Annotated in this window: 19 protein-coding genes and 1 pseudogene; 11 read left to right on the top strand and 9 right to left on the bottom strand. The window is 35.3% G+C overall.

Annotated features, from left to right (window positions below; all coding sequences use genetic code 11):
- The first annotated feature begins 141 nt into the window (after window positions 1-141).
- Together LF822_RS22280 and LF822_RS22275 are read left to right on the top strand one after the other, a co-directional pair.
- On the top strand, window positions 142-1,383 hold the full coding sequence (locus LF822_RS22280) for an AAA family ATPase (RefSeq protein ID WP_253926285.1): 1,242 nt from the start codon (window positions 142-144) through the stop codon (window positions 1,381-1,383).
- Window positions 1,384-1,706: 323 nt separating this feature from the next.
- A complete protein-coding gene (locus LF822_RS22275) occupies window positions 1,707-2,447 on the top strand; it encodes a hypothetical protein (RefSeq protein WP_253926284.1) in 741 nt (246 codons plus the stop codon).
- A gap of 128 nt (window positions 2,448-2,575) precedes the next feature.
- Here LF822_RS22275 and LF822_RS22270 read toward each other — a convergent pair whose 3' ends face one another.
- Window positions 2,576-3,208, bottom strand: coding sequence for a MerR family transcriptional regulator (locus tag LF822_RS22270; protein WP_253926283.1), 633 nt, complete (start codon window positions 3,206-3,208; stop codon window positions 2,576-2,578).
- A gap of 830 nt (window positions 3,209-4,038) precedes the next feature.
- Between LF822_RS22270 and LF822_RS23225 the strand changes: the two genes are divergently transcribed.
- Window positions 4,039-4,374, top strand: a complete 336-nt coding sequence (locus LF822_RS23225; protein ID WP_371925993.1) for a Spo0E family sporulation regulatory protein-aspartic acid phosphatase — start codon at window positions 4,039-4,041, stop codon at window positions 4,372-4,374.
- Between the two features lie 104 nt (window positions 4,375-4,478).
- Window positions 4,479-4,937 carry a hypothetical protein gene (locus LF822_RS22260; RefSeq protein ID WP_253926282.1) on the top strand — a complete coding sequence of 153 codons (459 nt, stop codon included), beginning with the start codon at window positions 4,479-4,481 and terminating at the stop codon, window positions 4,935-4,937.
- A gap of 116 nt (window positions 4,938-5,053) precedes the next feature.
- Here the strand turns inward: LF822_RS22260 and LF822_RS22255 are convergent, their stop codons facing one another.
- Window positions 5,054-5,239 carry a hypothetical protein gene (locus tag LF822_RS22255; protein ID WP_253926281.1) on the bottom strand — a complete coding sequence of 62 codons (186 nt, stop codon included), beginning with the start codon at window positions 5,237-5,239 and terminating at the stop codon, window positions 5,054-5,056.
- A 517-nt stretch (window positions 5,240-5,756) separates the two neighbouring features.
- Here LF822_RS22255 and LF822_RS22250 point away from each other — a divergent pair.
- From LF822_RS22250 to LF822_RS22220, 7 genes are all read left to right on the top strand, one after another.
- The gene (locus LF822_RS22250) at window positions 5,757-6,344 is read left to right on the top strand and encodes a recombinase family protein (RefSeq protein ID WP_253926280.1); all 588 of its coding nucleotides are present in this window, start codon (window positions 5,757-5,759) and stop codon (window positions 6,342-6,344) included.
- 122 nt (window positions 6,345-6,466) lie between these two features.
- Window positions 6,467-8,863, top strand: a complete 2,397-nt coding sequence (locus LF822_RS22245; protein WP_253926279.1) for an AAA family ATPase — start codon at window positions 6,467-6,469, stop codon at window positions 8,861-8,863.
- A gap of 269 nt (window positions 8,864-9,132) precedes the next feature.
- Complete coding sequence (locus tag LF822_RS22240) at window positions 9,133-9,921, top strand: hypothetical protein (protein ID WP_253926278.1); 789 nt, start codon at window positions 9,133-9,135, stop codon at window positions 9,919-9,921.
- A 269-nt stretch (window positions 9,922-10,190) separates the two neighbouring features.
- Entirely contained in the window at window positions 10,191-11,315 is a 1,125-nt protein-coding gene (gene dcm, locus LF822_RS22235) for a DNA (cytosine-5-)-methyltransferase (protein WP_253926277.1), read from the top strand.
- Between the two features lie 143 nt (window positions 11,316-11,458).
- Window positions 11,459-12,655 carry a type II restriction endonuclease gene (locus tag LF822_RS22230; RefSeq protein WP_253926276.1) on the top strand — a complete coding sequence of 399 codons (1,197 nt, stop codon included), beginning with the start codon at window positions 11,459-11,461 and terminating at the stop codon, window positions 12,653-12,655.
- Between the two features lie 21 nt (window positions 12,656-12,676).
- Entirely contained in the window at window positions 12,677-13,330 is a 654-nt protein-coding gene (locus LF822_RS22225; protein WP_253926275.1) for an HhH-GPD family protein, read from the top strand.
- The gene (locus LF822_RS22220; protein WP_253926274.1) at window positions 13,327-13,557 is read left to right on the top strand and encodes a hypothetical protein; all 231 of its coding nucleotides are present in this window, start codon (window positions 13,327-13,329) and stop codon (window positions 13,555-13,557) included. The genes LF822_RS22225 and LF822_RS22220 overlap by 4 nt, the downstream gene beginning before the upstream one ends.
- 474 nt (window positions 13,558-14,031) lie before the next feature.
- Here LF822_RS22220 and LF822_RS22215 read toward each other — a convergent pair.
- The 7 genes and pseudogenes from LF822_RS22215 to LF822_RS22185 all read right to left on the bottom strand — a co-directional run.
- Window positions 14,032-14,396 (bottom strand): annotated as a pseudogene (locus LF822_RS22215) (DUF6198 family protein); the annotation flags it as partial.
- Window positions 14,365-14,496: a gamma-glutamyltransferase gene (locus LF822_RS22210; protein ID WP_483867095.1), complete on the bottom strand. Its 132-nt coding sequence runs from the start codon at window positions 14,494-14,496 to the stop codon at window positions 14,365-14,367. The gene LF822_RS22210 and the pseudogene LF822_RS22215, both read right to left, overlap by 32 nt.
- Before the next feature lie 66 nt (window positions 14,497-14,562).
- The gene (locus LF822_RS22205) at window positions 14,563-14,736 is read right to left on the bottom strand and encodes a hypothetical protein (RefSeq protein WP_253926273.1); all 174 of its coding nucleotides are present in this window, start codon (window positions 14,734-14,736) and stop codon (window positions 14,563-14,565) included.
- Between the two features lies 1 nt (window position 14,737).
- Window positions 14,738-15,214, bottom strand: coding sequence for a poly-gamma-glutamate biosynthesis protein PgsC (gene pgsC / locus LF822_RS22200; RefSeq protein ID WP_253926272.1), 477 nt, complete (start codon window positions 15,212-15,214; stop codon window positions 14,738-14,740).
- 13 nt (window positions 15,215-15,227) lie between these two features.
- On the bottom strand, window positions 15,228-16,421 hold the full coding sequence (pgsB, locus tag LF822_RS22195) for a poly-gamma-glutamate synthase PgsB (RefSeq protein ID WP_256522688.1): 1,194 nt from the start codon (window positions 16,419-16,421) through the stop codon (window positions 15,228-15,230).
- A 502-nt stretch (window positions 16,422-16,923) separates the two neighbouring features.
- Complete coding sequence (locus tag LF822_RS22190) at window positions 16,924-17,169, bottom strand: hypothetical protein (RefSeq protein WP_253926271.1); 246 nt, start codon at window positions 17,167-17,169, stop codon at window positions 16,924-16,926.
- Complete coding sequence (locus tag LF822_RS22185) at window positions 17,153-17,365, bottom strand: helix-turn-helix transcriptional regulator (RefSeq protein ID WP_253926270.1); 213 nt, start codon at window positions 17,363-17,365, stop codon at window positions 17,153-17,155. The genes LF822_RS22190 and LF822_RS22185 overlap by 17 nt, the downstream gene beginning before the upstream one ends.
- Between the last annotated feature and the right edge of the window lie 879 nt (window positions 17,366-18,244).

Raw genomic sequence — 18,244 nt, 5'->3', positions numbered from 1 at the left:
TTTTATGTTAAAAAATAGCTTAGCGTGAGTTTTACGGTAAAATGTTGGTACTACCTCAATTAGAGGTTTGACAAGTTACTGACCAAATAATGGCACTTTGTTATAATTTTGAGTAATTAGAAATAGAGAGGATTAACTATTATGGAGACTTACATAAAAAGAATTGAAGACCTTGATATTACCTCCACTATCACTCGAAATAAAGAGATAATAGAACTTATCGAAAAGGAAAAAGAACTTGAGATCCAAGAAGACGCTTTAGACCGCTTGGAGCGAATTAAATTAGTTTTAGACGTTCTTGAAAGCAAAATGAATTCAGCTGATTTTATCCTAACACCCTTCGATTCTGTTAAAGCCATTAATGACAAAATGTATACTCAACTAAACGGCTATAAAGGTAATAATCAAATTGGAAATCTAACTGAGGCAAATGCAAATTGCGATAAAATTCTAAAGTTTACACAACACGTCTCAATCCCTCAATCAATTGATGATCTTGAGCAATTTAGAGAGCATATACACATTGTGAAACGTTCAATTAGTCAACACCGGGCAAATGTGTTAGATGAAGGGGGAAGAGTATCTGAATTAAAGACCTCGTTAGAAAATGAAACCACAGAATTAATAGAAAAGCTAACAAGCTATGAAAAAGAAATTAGAACTTTAAAAGAAAAACTCCCTGAACAAATTAATGAACTATTAATCACTCAAAAAGACCTTTTCACCGAAGAAAAAGAGAAAATCTTAAAAGAAGAAAGAAATGCTTATACAGAAGAACTAGGAGAACTAATGGATGATGTTGATGAACGAATAAAGGAGACAAAAGAAAGCTTAAAGATAAAAGAAAGTGATCTAAATGAACTGTTTGAGTTTGTGACAGACAAAACAATAAGTGGAGAGTTTAATAAAGCAGCTAATGATGAAGATAACGCAAGGAAAATGTGGACTAAAATAACTATAGGGGGATTCGGGGCATTAATTTTGTATTCAGTTTGGGTGTTCTTCGCTTCTGAATTTTTTATTGAAAACCCCACAACATTTACGTGGATAGAAATCATCAAAAAACTTTCAATAACACTAGGTATTGGTGCTCTCGTAACCTATTCTGCTAAACAAGCCGGCGATCATAAAAGAGAAGCTAGATACAACCGAAGTGTACAAATGAAGATTCAGTCAATCAATCCATACTTACAAAATTATGAAGATGAATCCCCTCAAGAAATAAAAGAAATGAAGCTTAAATTAGCTGATCATTTGTTTACTAAAGAGACAGCAGCTACAACACACAAAGAAAGCAGCCAACAAAACAATGTTGACAACCCCCAGGTACCATTACAAGCAATACTAGAGCTTATAAAACAATCTAATAATTCTAAACCATAAAAAAAGCAGTTCCCAATGTGGGACTGCTTTTTTCGACTTTTACCATTTCCAAAATTTCCAAACCCACCTCTTATGTAGCTGTGCCTCTCTCATTTCTTCAAGTTCTTTCAGTACCTTAGTAAGCTTTGCATCCATTTTACTCCATTCTTTATCCTTTTCTTTCGTAGCTGCTGTTTCTTGTGGCGCTGTTAAAAACTTTTCTACCTTCTGACTTATAAATATTCAAATACAAACTTTGAGCCTACACAATTAATTTTGTAGGTAATAAAATAGATAGAATTCTTTATTGTATGACAAACTTAAAATAAGGGTGATCAATAATAATGGGAAACAAAAATTGTAACAAAAGAATTGAAGTACCAGGGAAATTGCCGAAAAAATCAAAAAAACGAAAAAAGAAATGTAAACCAGAACCATGTCATGAAGACGCTGCATCATGTTCCTCTACTTGCAGTTGTAATAGTAAAAGTGCTGCTCCGAAAACAGCTCATTTAACAAACGATTGTGTATTAGTTAACTCACTTGTAGGTACAAAATCTGTACAGAAAGTGGCAGAGGTTACATTACCACTCACTGTTTTTGAAGGGTTAGGTGTATTAGAAGATATTGTATCTATAAACGTTGTTCCTAACACAGATGCGATTACTCAAAACGTAAGAGTCATTCGAGACAAAGTCGTAAATATTGGGCTAATCCCAGCGACCATAACCATTACAATTGCTGGTATAGAGCTTCCTGTAACACTATCTACTACCATTCCTTTCCAAGAACACACAGATTTCCCTGGAGCATGTCCAGAAGATACCGTTCAAGAAGCACCGCTTGAAGTTGAAGGCATCTTTACGCAGCCAGGAGTGCCTGTACTTACAGGTCCTTTAGGAATCGACCTTGTAGAGGGGATCTTATTTAAAATCATCTTACGTACGACAATTACGGTCACACGTCCGGTCATCCAAGATCGATTTGGGAGAGTTTGTGATGTAAATCCGAACAGATGTGACAATTCTACTACACCACCATCCTTTACACTCCCCGCCCCAGATGACGATAACGGTTTGTTGTAACTAGCTGGAGGAGTTTCCAGGCGACCGTTTTGTGGGTATAAAACGCCCACGAAACAGTCGACAGGAAAGGTTGATTGAGAGATATAATGAAGGTGGATGGTGTACCTTTTAATACTTATCTTTTACCGTTACCATTTCCAAAATTTCCAACCCCACTTCTTGTGTAGCTGTGCCTCTCTCATTTCTTCAATTTCTTTCAATACCTTAGTTAGCTTTTCATCCATTTTACTCCATTCTTCATCCTTTTCTTTCGTTGCTGCTGTTTCTAGTGGAGCTGTTAAAAATTTTTCTACCTTCTGACTTATGCCATCCAGCAAGCGACGATCACGAGCTTCTAAGCGTTCATCCATTTTCTTAAAAAGCATTTGAGCTTCTTGTTCTCCATCTTTTTTTCCTTTTTGATAGGCACGTTCCACAGCTTCATTAATAAGGTCTTGTACATCTTCTTTAGAAAACGGGCTATGATCGGGTTTTTCCTCAATAACGCTTAGCGTCTTTTCAGCGTTTTCTCTGTCTCTATAAAGCTTGGCTACGGCTTTTATCGCGTCGTGTCTACTTCTTTTTTTTTCGATTAGTTTTTTTAACTCAAAGAACATGCTAATATCTCGATCATAATAAATGCGTTGATCTTTATCATTCCGTTGAAATTCATAGCCTTCTTCTTCTAATGCTAACGCCCATTGTCTTAAGGTACTTGACTTTATATCAAGTTTTAAAGCCACTTCTTTAGCAAAAAAACCATAATTATAAGGCTCGTTCATAACGCGATCACCTCTTTCATTAAACGTACCAATGGGGGACAAGAACAGCAAGAAGATTTCTTCTCTTTATTCTGACGGTTTTTGACTAAATATGATTTCTTAATGAATTCGCCTTAAGCCGTTCCGTTTTTCTTGAAGAAAACCCCAGTTCAAAATACTTCATCGGGCGGTAGCACTACAGACTGATCAGGAAGCAAAAAACGCTTCCTGTCATTCTGTATGTGTCGCTGTGGTACTAAATGGCTCGATAACCACGGAATGTAAGGCTCATTCTTCGCCAACATTCCGTAGGTTCCTGATCCCTTCCTTTGGAACTCCGAAACGAAGTGTGTTCCCCAAAGGGGGATTATTTTTCCCTTTTGCTATGGAGAATCTCAAAACACACATAAAAAACCGTCCATACATCATGGAATACCGTAGCGAAAGCGAAGGCTATGCCGTGAAAGTGTATTGACGGTTTTTTAATCTTCTTAGCTTCCAGCAGGAAAGGTTCGGGTGTCCTACCTGCTGGAAGGTTAGAAGATTTGTGCTGTTTTACGATTCGGAGTGCAAAAGGAAAAATAACCATAATAAAAAGCAGGCGTAGGCCTGCTATCCTCTTCGTCTTGATCTTTTGAATTTCGGTTCGTGCGGTGCGGCCGGGAGGCAAATTTAATTATTCCGTTCAGGTAGAATTCCTCTTTTAAAATTACTTCTATGTATTTTCAGGAATTTTCTATGATCTGATTTTGTCTAGTCTTGACTAGTGTTGTCTAAGCTATTTCAATTAAAACTAAATCCCTCCATAATATATTTCATGTTATCTCAAGAAAACAGGAGGATTTTATATTTTGAAGAAGGTAGAAGAAAGTTTATTGCAGTATATAAATAAAAAAAGACAGAAAATGATTAAGTTAGCTTTGGAAAAGGGATTCACAAGTAAAGAGGCTGTTAAATGTAGCCAAGAGTTGGATCAGCTATTGAATTTATACGAGTTCTTTAATCAAAATTTGCATATTATGAGTAGGCAAGCAGTAAAACGCAATTACATAACCTGTTTACTTGTCTATCCTAATTACAAAAGGCGTGAAGTAGGGAGGCTGATTTTCGCCATGTTCACCTTCCTTGCTAGAAAAAAAATAGTCTGTATCACACCTATTATGAACACTACCTGTATTAGAAAGTGAACAGTATAATCTCTAATAAATATTGCAACATAGACGCTCTGAGAAACAGTCAAATTTAGAACTGTCATCCAATTATTTTATATAGTAAAGGGAGAAACATATTTATGAAAAGTAGAGATGAATGGATAGAGAAAACGATACCTGACGAATCTGTCATGGGGGAACCATTCTGGACAATTATGGAGAAGGCTTCAAGTTATGAACAGGGGGTGAACGGTAATTGTCTTAGAATGGAGGGTAATGTTATCCCCTTATTTTTTTCTAAGAAAGTGGCAATTGAGGCCTCTAAAAGGTTAAGAAAAGAAGGAGTAGTTAGGGGAGTTTCTCAATCACATTTGAAACATCTTATTGCACTATCGGAGGAAAAAATAGGAGACATAAAACTATGTTTAATATTATTGGAAGAAACAAAAGCGATGGTAGTAGAACCCAAGTTTCTAACTGATTATTTTTTGCTTGATCAGCATGAAAGCTTTCAAAATTCTGCCTACCAATTCAAGAGAAGAGCTTCAAAACAAACACTCAAGGAAGAATATTGGTCTTTAAACCGAAAGTTTATTTAAACACTTAATAATATAGAAGCTTTTTATCGATCACAAAATATAGACCCTCAAGAACGTTACCGCTCCTTCAAAAGACCCTAAACTCGGGTCTTCTTTTTGTTAGGAGGGGAGCATGGTTAATTGACCAAAAGGTTTGTTAAATCAATAATTTTATGAAAAGCTTTTTCTCTAGCTGTTATAGATAAATTTTCATCCTGAAATTGCGAAATCCAACTTTGAATTTCCTTAACAAGGCATAAATCATCCGTATTGTTGTGTTGGTCCCCTTTTATTTTCGAAAGATGATTTAGATTATATAGCATACTGAACCCTCCAGGTTGAATTTGAAATTAAATTATATATGAAAATTGTTTCTGTGTATTTTATTTTTCACCTCATATCCTAGGTGACTAGTTACCATCAGCATGTTGATGGTAAATTGTTTATTTATGTATTTTATAAAGGAAATGTTCCCGTTTGACATATTTTATATTACTATAATATTTCTTTTTTCCTATTTTGTAAATATATTTTCAGAATATTAAGGCTAAAGACAATATTCCTGATAAAATGTCATAATTAAAATTCTTCCACAAAATATAATTAGCCACCTTCACAAAGTGAAACATTAATCCCGGAAATTTATACCCCCCCCAATCCAATTAAACTTAACAAATTTTGTGATCTTCTCTGATAAATCAAAATTGTTACAATCCTTCCTTCTCTCCTATTACTCAAGTTGTTCAATCTGAGTACACCCTGTACACACAAAATAAAATGCTGTAATATCAAGGTATAAAATGTTCATTTAGGGTTGTTCAATCGATAGGGGGTAAATTGATGATATTTGGGTATGCCAGGGTAAGTTCCAGTGAACAAAATTTAGATCGTCAGATAAACGAATTAGATGCTTATGGATGTGAAGACATTGTGGTTGAAAAAGAAAGTGGAGTTATGGCTAGGCCAGAATTTGAAAAGCTGCTGCAGCAAATCAGAAAAAAAGATGTAGTAGTATGTCATGATCTAACAAGGTTTGGAAGATCGCAGATTCATATTCTACAAGTGATTCAAGAATTACGTGAAAAGAAAGCAGGACTAGTCACGTTAAAAGAACGAATTGATACAAGGGAGGATAATCCATACAGTGATTTAATTGTCTCCATTTTCTCAGCAACAGCAGAATTTGAAAGGAAAATGATTAAAGAACGGCAGCGTGAGGGGATCGAAATTGCCAAAAAGAACGGTACGTATAAGGGGGGGAAGAAACGATATCATGCGGGGGCTAAAGGAAAAGATAAAGTGATTTATGATGAAGTGGTTCGCTTGCTTTATCAAAAAGAATCCGTGATGAACATTCACCGAAAGACAGATCTTTCTCGTAATACGATTTATTCTATTAAGAATGAACTTAAAGAGAAGTGCGTTTAATTTGAATTCTTATGTAGTGCATATAGTTGATTAACAATCTGTCAAAATAGGTATATAAAGGAATTTAATATAATTATATAGAAACTTGTCATGAAGGAAATTTTTATCTTAGGGGTGAAGGTATGATTAATAAGCTAGATATAACAAAATTTGGGGTTTATGAAAATTATAAATGGGGTGAACATTTTAACCAAAAACCAGAGGGGGAATTTGGTGCGAGGAATATTATTTACGGAAGAAATTATTCGGGAAAGACAACCTTATCAAGAATATTTAGATGTTTAGAAAAAAGGCAACACCATAGTGATTTTAAAGATGGAGAATACTGTGTAACTTTTAACGGCGAAGAAGAAATATCTAATTTGACCTTGTCAGATAATCCTTTAAAAATCAGGGTTTATAATTCTGATTTTAAGAAAGATAACCTAAACTTCTTATATGATGATGACAGGGGAATAATGCCATTCACTATCCTAGGTGAAGAAAATGTTGTCGCTAAGGAGAAAATTGAACAAGAAGAAGTAACTTTGGAAGAAATTAGAATGGAATTGGGGGGGATTGATAGTGGTGGTGTAAGAAAAAGATTCTATGACACAAAAAGGAACCTCTCGGATTTAGAGGATGATTTAAAAAAGATGTTAAAAGAAAAAGCTAGTGAGATCAGGAACAATTCATTGCTATTTGCTGTAGGTAAAAAAAGAAAGTATGATATCAGGGATATAGAAAGTGAACTACCTACTGCTGAAGTTCTTGACGAAGTAAAAATAAAGGAATTGGAAAACACATTAAAAGAAGATGTCAAAGAGAAAATTGGCAACGTTCCTAAAATTGACTTGAATTACATAAAATTATTACAAGAAGCAAATGAGGCCTTATCCATTGAGGTTCAACCTAGTAGAATTATTCAAGAACTTTCAGAAAATGGTGAGCTGCAAGAGTGGGTAAAGGTAGGGATCGAACTTCATAAAGATGAAAGGGGAAAATGTGCTTTCTGCGGAAACAACCTTGACGAGAATAGATGGAATGAGCTTGATAGACATTTTACTAAACAGGTTGAGGTATTTACAAAAAAATTAGAAAACCTAATGCGAAACATTGAAACTCAATTAGATCATGTCGAAAATTATAAACTTCCCTATAAAGAAGGTAGCTTTTATTCAATATATCAAGAAGATCTTATAAGAATAGAAAAACGCCTAGAAGAAGTTAAGAATCTTTCTGTTTCTAGTTTACAAACAATATACGCGCAACTTAAAGAAAGAAGAAATAATATTTTTTCTAAGTCACATGTAATTGATATGAATGATGAAGTGTCTTCAAGAATAGATAACATACATAGAGAATTATCTAACCTAATTCAAAACAACAACACATATACACTAGAGTTTTCATCAAAACAGGATGAAGCAAGATCTCTGTTAAGGTCAAATCATATTTACCATTTTGCAAAATTAATTGATTATGATAAAAGGTTATCTAACATTAGTAATATGAAGAATAAACTTAATAACACACAGACAGAAAAAAAACATTTAGAGGCTAAAGAAAGGGAAATTAGACAAAATATAATAGAGCTAGAAGACTCCATGAAAGACGAGGAAAAGTCAGTAAAACAGGTGAATTACTACTTAAGAACTTTTTTGGGCCATCATGAGTTATATTTAGCTATTGACAAAAAGGCAAATGAAGATGAAAAGTTGACACAGTTTACAATTATGAGAAACAATACTAAAGCAAAAAATTTAAGTGAAGGGGAACAGAGTTTAATATCATTTTGTTATTTTCTAGCCACTCTTAAGGACATAACAAATATTGAAGAATACTCTATTTTTATAGATGATCCAATCAGTAGTTTGGATAGTAATCATATATTTTATGTTTTTAGCTTACTGGATTCTGAAATAGCCAAAAATAAATATAAGCAAGTATTTGTCTCTACCCACAATTTAGATTTTTTGAAGTATCTTCGAAAATTATCTACTCCTACTAACAACAAAAATTATAAAAATAAATACTACTTCATTGAAAAAAGCATTAACAGCCACTACAAAGCTACTGGTTCGCTTAAGAAAATGCCTGATTATTTGCAGTCGTACTCTACTGAATTTATTTATCTCTTTCATCAAATATACAAAGTTGCAAATGAAAAAGAATCTGATTACAATTACCAATCCTTTTATAACTTTCCTAATATAGCACGTAAATTTTTAGAAACCTATATGTTTTTCAAGTATCCAGATTTTAATATGAGTAATGATAAAAGAATTCAGGCTTTTTTTGAAGACAAAATCGAAATTAAAGGATTCCTTAATAGAATTAACAATGAATTCTCTCACGGGGAAGAACAACCTGATAGATTGTTAAAACCAATAGACATACCAGAGTTTAAAAAGAATGCTAAAATTATATTAGAAGCAATACGAAGAAACGATGAACAACAATATTATTCTTTCCTAGGGAGTATAGGAGAAATGCCATCAGTAGAAACACAAGCACAAGAAAGGCAATCTACTTATTAGCTACTATTTTTAAAAAAGAAGTTTCATCATATTTAACCTTGTAATTAGGATATGTTCTGAAAATAAGCAATCCATAGATTACTACATATAAGGACGTGCTTGTTAAAACAAGTCGTCCTTATTTAAGTAATAGTCTTTATACGGAACCGTTGTATCGTCCAATTGCTAAAAACTGAAGGGGCCCATTTTCTAAAACGAAAAAACAACTGTGAGAAAATACAATACAAATGATAATTCACATAAGATGGTTAATATTTGGGGGGCGGGAATTGGATTCTCTAATAAAGAAAATCTTATCAAAATTAACAAAAAAAAATGATATAGAAAAAATCAATACTGACCTAGAGCGTTTACCAGTAGTAATGAAATTTGGAAAAGAGGGTGCTAAGTTATTAGGATATAAGAAAGGTGGAACCCCACCAAAAAAACAAGAATTAACTCGTGAGATAATAGAAAAAGAATCAAAATATCAAGACAAAAAAGATAAAATTATGTTTTTCAAAAAAAAATATTTAAATAAACTATTATTAGCTCTGGGTATTGTTTTAGTGATTAATATTCCCGTTATCTTTAATTTTATTGCAAGACAACCAAGTAAGCATGTAATTGGGGATGTGAACGATTGGATTTCTTTCTTTGGGAGCTATTTGGGCGGCGTCATTGGTGGTATTATAACTTTAATCGGTGTCCAACTAACAATTAAAAATCAAACAAAAGAAAAAATTATAGATGAATTTCCTAAAAAAGAGCTGAATTTAAATGCAATACTAGGATTGATTGAAGAACAAAAGCAAATGCTTTTAATTAAAAATAATTATGACAAAGTCATAGAAAATATTGTAAAAAGTGAACAGGATATGATAGAAAAAGCTATTCATACTAGTCCAGCAACATATAAAGTTTTAAGGAACTTCTTTGACTACATAAAACTTTATAAAAGAACACCTCCTATGGTTAATAACAAAGACCTGTATGATACATTGAATCAGTTATCTATTATAGTTAAAAAAATACAAGCTTCTTTCTTTGATGAATATGTAAAAAGTAGTAGTCGTTAGTTTTTAATTATAATAAACTTCATAGCCCTCCATACCCAAAACCTTTGAAATTCGCTACTTATCTGTTATCAAAAGGGTTATTTACTGTGCATTTTAGAACTTTGTTTTTGATACGGATTTTGAAACTCAAGGATATAGGAACAAATTTTCTCCTTGAGATGCTCAGTATCAAAAACGAACGTTTTTAGAACGATCGAATCTCTTGTTAAAATCTTAACTCTGGTATATTCTAGGTATATAAATGTTCCCGGGAGAAGGGGAGAAGCACAATGGCAAATCAAAGACAAATACATATAAAGCTTGAAGAGAATCTTCACACTAAATTGAGAAAGACATCAAAAGACAAGGGGATAACCATGCAAGAATTCGTAACGAAGGCTTTAAACAACGAATTATATTATCAATCTGAATTAAACCTCGATACACATTCCTTTACGTTTATAGATTTATTTGCAGGTATTGGAGGAATGCGCATAGCATTTGAAGCAGCAGGTGGTCGATGTGTATTCACCTCCGAAATAGATAAATTTTGCAAGAAGACCTATTTTGGAAACTTTGGAGAAGTACCTGAGGGAGATATTGCTAAAGTAAAAGAAAGTGACATTCCTGATCATGATATCCTGGTAGCAGGATTTCCATGTCAACCTTTTTCGATTGCCGGTGTTTCTAAGAAGCGCAGTCTGGGGAAAGAGGATGGGTTTCTTGATAAAACTCAGGGTACTCTATTTTTTGATATTGCAAGAATCATTAAAGAGAAAAAGCCAAAAGCTTTTTTATTGGAAAATGTTAAGAATTTACGAAGTCATGATAAAGGCAAAACGTTTCAAATTATTTGTAAAACACTTGAGGAGCTTGGATACAAAGTTAATTCAAGAATCTTGGATGGACATCATTTTGTCCCGCAACATAGAGAGCGAATTTTCATTGTAGGAATCCTTGAAGATATTCAAGCGGAAGATCCACTGGAGTCTCTACCCCTTCCCGAGCCAAACCATAAAGTTAGAGATATTCTTGAGAAAGAGGTTGACGATAAGTACACTTTATCAGATAAACTATGGGATTATCTTCAATCCTACGCCAAAAAGCACAGGGAAAAAGGTAATGGTTTTGGTTTTGGGAAAGTAAACCTGGATGGGATTACTCGCACTTTGAGCGCACGTTATTATAAAGATGGTTCCGAGATATTAATTCCTCAAAAAGGAAAGAATCCCAGAAGACTAACTCCAAAAGAATGTGCAAGATTACAAGGGTTCCCTGAAACCTTTGAGATTCCTGTATCTGATACACAGGCTTATAAACAATTTGGTAACTCCGTCACAGTACCACTCGTAACAGCAATTGCAGAACAGTTGGTGAACAACTTACACTTTAACAAAGAGAAAGTAAAGTCGTAAGCGATTACCCTGTCTTTGTAACATTTCTAACGCGGGGCCTATAGAGTGTAAATGCTTTAGAGGATCAAAACTATCGTTAATAAAATAAAGGGTGATTGAGGATGAAACAAGGGTACCTTTCCCATTACTTTGAAAAGGTTGCTGTGAAGCGTTTAAGACAAGTTGAGGTTGACCCCAGTAAATCAAACCAACATGAGCTTAATGGCAACAAAGGGCTTCGTGATATCCTGGGTAGAGAAAAGTTAAAGGATTATCCAGTACGGTTTATTAAATTTGGAGGTGGCGTCGAAACAGAAGTTTTTTCCGAACAAAGCACAGTTACATGGTATGATTCCAGAGCTAATCAAGCTCATAGATCACCAGAATATCGACTTTACTTTACAGAAAATATTGTTATGAGTAGTTCTAGAGAGAGCGACTTATTAATTGTAACCCAGAGACCGGGTGGAAAAATTGACCTTATTGTTTGCGAAGCTCACAGTACTTATGAAAATCAGTTAATATGGTTGTTTGGTATTTCGGAAGAGATAGGGTTTACTTCTTACAATATAAAAAACATAGAAGACCATAATGATACTGAGGTTAATATTCTGGTCAGATCTATTTTGGAAGAATTAGAAATTCAAATCGAAGAAGTCGATACCGAATTTATTGACCAAGTCATTGCTCCATATCTTAAAAAAGGTTTTCCGAAAACAAAGGTATTTTCAGAGCTCGCAAGGAGGTCAGTAGCTGCTGTTTCGCCACTCGAGGATCCTGATGGTACATTGCTAAAATGGATGGACTTCGAGGAGAAAATGTTCAGGCAATTGGAAAAACACCTTGTTGAACAGGAATTAGAGAAATTGTATCGTACCGAGAAAATAGACGTTGATAAGTTTATAAGTTTTTCTCTTAGTGTACATAATACTCGAAAATCACGGGTAGGATATGCCCTTGAAAACCACTTAAATGAACTGTTTAACGTTCATAACCTTAAATTTTCTTATAATAAAGTCACTGAAAACAAAGCGAAACCAGATTTTCTCTTTCCAGACATTAAGTATTATCATGATCCAAACTTTCCTGCGCCTTATTTAACTATGCTTGGTGTAAAAACAACATGCAAAGACCGGTGGCGTCAAGTACTTTCGGAAGCTCAAAGGATTGATGCAAAACATTTATTGACACTGGAACCTGGAATAAGTGAACACCAAACGTCAGAAATGAGTGAGAAAAAACTGAAGCTTGTTCTACCAAAGCCCATTCATGAAACGTACAACCAGAATCAGAAGGGCGAATTAATGAACATTGAAGAATTTATACAACTGGTGAGTGAAAAAGAACAATGCGCTCTATAATTACGAAGGGGCTGAAATTTGATGCTAACCCAATTATCCAATCAGAAAATAGAGTTCTTTCAATTAAACCTTATTAATTGGGGGAGTAATCACTTTGTTGATTTTCCGTGGCGCTATACAGAAAATCACTGGCACGCCCTTGCAGCCGAAATAATGTTACAGAGAACTAATGCAAATCAAGTTATTAATGTGTACAAGGAATTTTGTGAAAAATATCCGTCTCCAGAGGACTATATAGATGATAAAGCTCCCAATACATTTAACTCTCTTGGCTTAAAATGGCGTGAAGAGTTGCTTCAAAAGCTTGCCTATTTTCTAACTCTACAGGAAATACCTAAAAATAAAAAAGAATTAATTAAATTACCTGGAGTAGGAGAATATATAGCTGCCGCCTTTCTGTCCCTACACCTTAATATAATAGCTACCATTATTGATAGTAATGTTGTACGAGTTTATGGAAGGTTTTTTGGATTCCCTACAGATTCAGAAACAAGACGGAAAAAATGGTTTATCGAATTTGCCAATAAGTTAACTCCTTTAGATAATCATCGAAGGTATAATTACGCAGTAATTGACTTTACTAGAGAAATCTGTAGACCAAAACCACAATGCCACCGGTGTTTACTCAACAAATATTGCAGTTTTAATTTTAGGGAAAAGAGGGGAGAGAAGTGACAGAATCTACCCTTGAACGGATCTTAAAATCATTATCATATCTTACCGATCAAAAGGAAATGACACGCGATTTCTTTGTGGGGGAGAAAAGAATTGCCGCGGCCACATTTAATATGGAAAGTGGTCTTCAAGTAGTCTTTTACAATAATGAAACCATCACAAAAAAATACACTGATATAGATGTTGCAGCTATAGATATTTTTATAGCAATTACAGATAGTGATTAACGGGCTCATATGTTGGTATTATAAGTGATTTGATGGAAAGTATTTATATTGCATTGAGAAATTTTCAGATCCATAGTAAACGTAAACATCAACGTTTACGTTTGTTTTTTGTTGGGAAAATAGGATATACCGGACTAATGTCGAACCAATGTAAATGACATGTTAGATGAAACAATCGCATGGAATGGTGCATTAAAAAAAATACGATAAGAGACACATTTGCAGTAAAATCACAATTGGAAGGTAATGTATTTTCACTGTTTATTCTTGAGCAATCAGGCGCTTTGTCTAATAGAACGCCTGTATTTATTTGGCTCAACTGTGAGCCCATTTTTAATCGAAAATGCAGTTGTAGGATTTGCACCTTCGCTGGTACTACCTCAATAACTGTACTGCAGAGTTATCGGTGAACGATCCTCAAGAAAAGGACGCTTTAATGAAGTAATAAAAAACCCAATTTTCTCTATAAATTTATGGAGAAAATTGGGTTTTTAAATATTGGAATTTCCTTATCGTTGTAAATCCGCATTTTCCTGACGGGTCCCCAATTAATCCGATTCCAAAGTAAACAACTTTACTGTACCATAGTTCAGGTGTGCGCAAATTTTCTAATAAGAAGAGCCACATATCGATACTAATCCCCGTTATAAATGCTGTTAACAACCCCAAAACTTCTGGTTTTTGTCTTTTTAGAAATGAATTACACCCTATTAATATCAAAGCAATGATTGTTTCCCAAGTTCCTACCGTAAAACCCACGTGGATAGCAGTCCTACCAAAAGTGCGTCAAAAGGGGAAGTCCCAAGGTCAGATTGTATCGTGACACTCCCCCGATCCAAAGGAGTTACTTAAAGTCTTCGTCACGGACACCATCATGCCATTTTGATCAACAACAATGAAATGTGTGGTATTCTCATGGTCTTCAAGGTCGGCATCTATTCTAATATGGATAGAATGACAATTAAGCTGCTGATGATAATGATACGGTTTCTTTTTAACATTTTCCTATACCATACCGATTACAAAGAGAAGTACCGTAAACGTAAAACCGATCGTGGCATCTTTCGTTGTCCTTCTTTTATGTAATTTGATCGTTTTCAACATCCATTCGCTAAACGTCAGTCTATATTCTTTCTTAGATGCTTTGTTTCTTTTTTTATAATTTAATGCTGCTTCCATTTTAAATTCCTCCTCCAATAAAGCTTGTTAGGGTTACTACGCCAAAGGTGAGAGCACTTAACAGCATCGTACTAGCCGTCGTCGGCAGCACGCCCTGTTTCTGAATCGTATTTGCAATTAAACCTGGAATAATGACACCGATCGCCATCATGCCTTCAACAACTGATGGTGTCGAATACATAGGAATGACCAGATCGAAGATGATAGTCAGCGTAATACCGACCGTCAGCATCGCGGTGAACTTCCTTCTTCCATAAAGAATCGTAAACCTGGCAATCACTTTCATTACAATTAAATAGGTTAAGAAACTGATCATAAACAGTACTGCAATACTAACCGGAAATGTAAACAGCATGGCAATATATCCAGGCACCACCAGCCCAGCCGGGAGTACACCCGTTTTTTCTGTATAAAATAAACTGAGAACGATTCCAGCCACCAATGATAAATATACATCTGAAGCATCAAAGATAATCATCGTGTACACCTTTCTAAGCCGTAGCTTTTTCTATTTTATTCTGCTCAAGCCGTTTCACTAAATCCTCGGCTCCGCCGTGAATGTTTCCTATTCCATAAATTGTTTTTCCGGACAAATAAGGACCTAAGACTCGTACAATTTCTTCTGTTTCATATCCTTCTAAGTCAAGGAGGTTCTTTACAGGCAACGCGCCGTTTTTGTGGGCATCCACAAGCGGTGAAGTCGTTTCTCCCATTAAAACCAATGTTTCTGCCGGGAGATAGGGTAGAACCTGGCTGACAAATTGTTCTGTGCGGTCGACACGGTCGGAACGGCAGTTCATGATTACTACCGGATCTTCTGTTGGATAGCTCAGCTGCTTGACACGCTCCCAAATGTTTAATGTGGATGTCGGATCATTCGCAGAGAATCCGTTGACTAAGAAGCTTGGATTGCTTTCATCCCCAATCGGCAGAATCTGCATTGCACCGGGATCTGGCCAGGCTTCCAGCATGCCTTGTCGGGCTATCTCATGATCAATACCTAGGATATCCGCTACAGACAAGGCCAGTGCCGCGTTCTCAGGGAAGACCATGTACTCAAATTTCTTCAAAAATTCTTCGGAGACAAGCGATGTATCGCAGACATGCACCTTCGTATTGCGCTCAGCCGCAATCTCTCTAAAGTGAGTCACATAAGGACTTTCATTGACAATTAAATCGCCGTCATATGGGATCGCGTTTCCAAAGGAATCGGCTACTTCTTCAAGAGTCGGCCCAAGAACATCCATGTGATCCTCAAGGACGTTGACGATCAGTCCGATGTTCGCCTGTAGCAGTTCTTCCTGGAAAATCACCTGGTAGTCCGGCTTAACGGCCATACATTCACTTACAAGTGCGTCTGCATTCAGCTGTACTGTTTTCTCAAGGACTTTTCGCTGTTCCCCAATGTTCGGCCCTTCCATTCTGCGTTTGATCGGCTCTTCCTGGCCGTCAAACCAGTACAGCATTCTTGCGTCGGTTCCTGTCGTTTTTCCCACGGTCTTATAACCTGTTTTCTGTAAAACTCCCGTGATTAAACGGGTAACTGTCGATTTTCCGCGGATACCGTTGACGTTTACGCGGACGGGAATGCTTTCAACATTCTTCTTGTTCCTCATCTTTTCTCTGGTTCCAAGGAAAAAAGCTGAAAAACCTAGTAGTAATATAAAGGTCAGTACAATTCCCATGTTTTCCCTCCCACAAGCTTGAGATAATTGTTATCCGTTGACAAATATAACAGAATTTTGGCGTTTATAGGTTAAATAAGTGTAAAAAATTACAAATTAGGACTTTAAAACTTAATTTATCGAAATTTCAGTTAAGGAATCCCTTGTAGATTATTTATTTTAGGTACAAAAAATCCTATAATTTGATGATAAACCAGTGATAGAACATCAATAAGTAATCTAATAGTATTACCAATAAATATTTGTGTTTCCTATTTTTATGTAAACTTTTTGTGAAATTCTTATACTTGGCTTTCCATAATCGATCAAAAAATTCACCATTTATACCTTTGTCCAATGTGTACAGGTAGGATTTTATTTGCAAATATAAAAAAAGTAGATTCGAGTCTTCCCGATAAGGGGCATCCTTATATAAGAAGTAGTCACCTTTTAGAAGTTGGAAAGAAATACGAAACTGGCTAAAATCGTAAAGGGCACAAGCTGAGGAAATGAAGGAGGTATATTAGGGTTGAACAAGTACACTCCCAGTAAAAAGCGAAACAATCACCATCCAATAGGTAATGTATCCAGCGAAGTGAGCATTAGCACGGGTACGTTGATCATGTTCCAGTTTAACTTTGTTCCATTTTGCTTTTTTATGCATATCAGCCCCCATAGCACGATAATGAATCGCAGCTACTGGAATTACCATTTTTAAAATAAATTTGGTTCTATGCGGTACTTGTTCATGTTTAATTCTTTCCTTCAATCCAAAATAAATTTTCTAATGAACACCCTAGTACCCTGGCTAATTTAATGGCTGTTCCAATGGAAGGTTCATAACGCTGCTTTTCTATGGCAATAATTGTTTGCCTAGTTACCAGGATCTTTTCGGCTAACTGGTCCTGAGTAAGCCCATTTTCTTTTCTGAAATCTTTTACAGCATTACGCACTCCTTGTTTCATCGTTAACAACCTTTCTTATGTAATGTGTACCTTACATATTTGTATTATATAAAATTTTAAATGTAATGTAAACAATACATTTAAAATTTTCCATATTTAGCATTACGTATTATCGATGAGGATAATTATTTATTGGAAGTAATTATAAGGATTTGTGTTACCATGTATGAAAAATATTAGAGATTTTGGAGACGCGGATCTTTTCATCGTTACTTTGTTTTGTGAAAGGCAGGAAGTTTTATTCGGTTAAATTTCAACTTTACAACGGAGGATGCGAATGAAGGATCTATGTTTCCCAAACCATCCCGTCAACTCGAGTTAAGACGGACAGGCTTAGGATGTGAAGCACAGGTAGATTGGGCAGAACGAAGGCTAAAGCCATATATAAGGTATGCTAACGGATATACCTCACGGCTGAAAAACTGATACGGTGAGAACCCTTAACCTATTTGAATTTGATGACAAAAACTCGGACCTTGCATAAAAGGTCCGAGTTTTTGTGGTTAACGTAATCGTATATGTAATTTTTTATTTCACTAAAAACCATATAATTAAAAGTATAACAGCTACGATTAACCAAAAAATGGTTTGCTTCATGGTACAACCCCTCTACACCTTAAGATTTACCCCATTCTCTTAATCAGAGGTTTATTCTATTCAATAAACACAAACGTAAACGTTGACGTTTACGTTTGTGAGGTTTAATAATAATACTTTGCTGTATGAGCTTCTAACATGCAGTTTTATCCCCAAATATGGGAGTTGGAGAAAGGAGGCTTCTACTATCATTACCTAGACTAGGTTGAGGATCGGATGGCATCGATTTTTGATGGGTTCCGACCGCAAACCTTTAGCAACGGAAGCGTCTAGCGGACGGCG

This window comes from Halobacillus sp. A5, from assembly GCF_024189315.1.
In the GTDB taxonomy this organism is placed as follows: Bacteria; Bacillota; Bacilli; order Bacillales; family Halobacillaceae; genus Halobacillus_A.
This window is presented reverse-complemented; position numbering and strand designations above follow the sequence as displayed.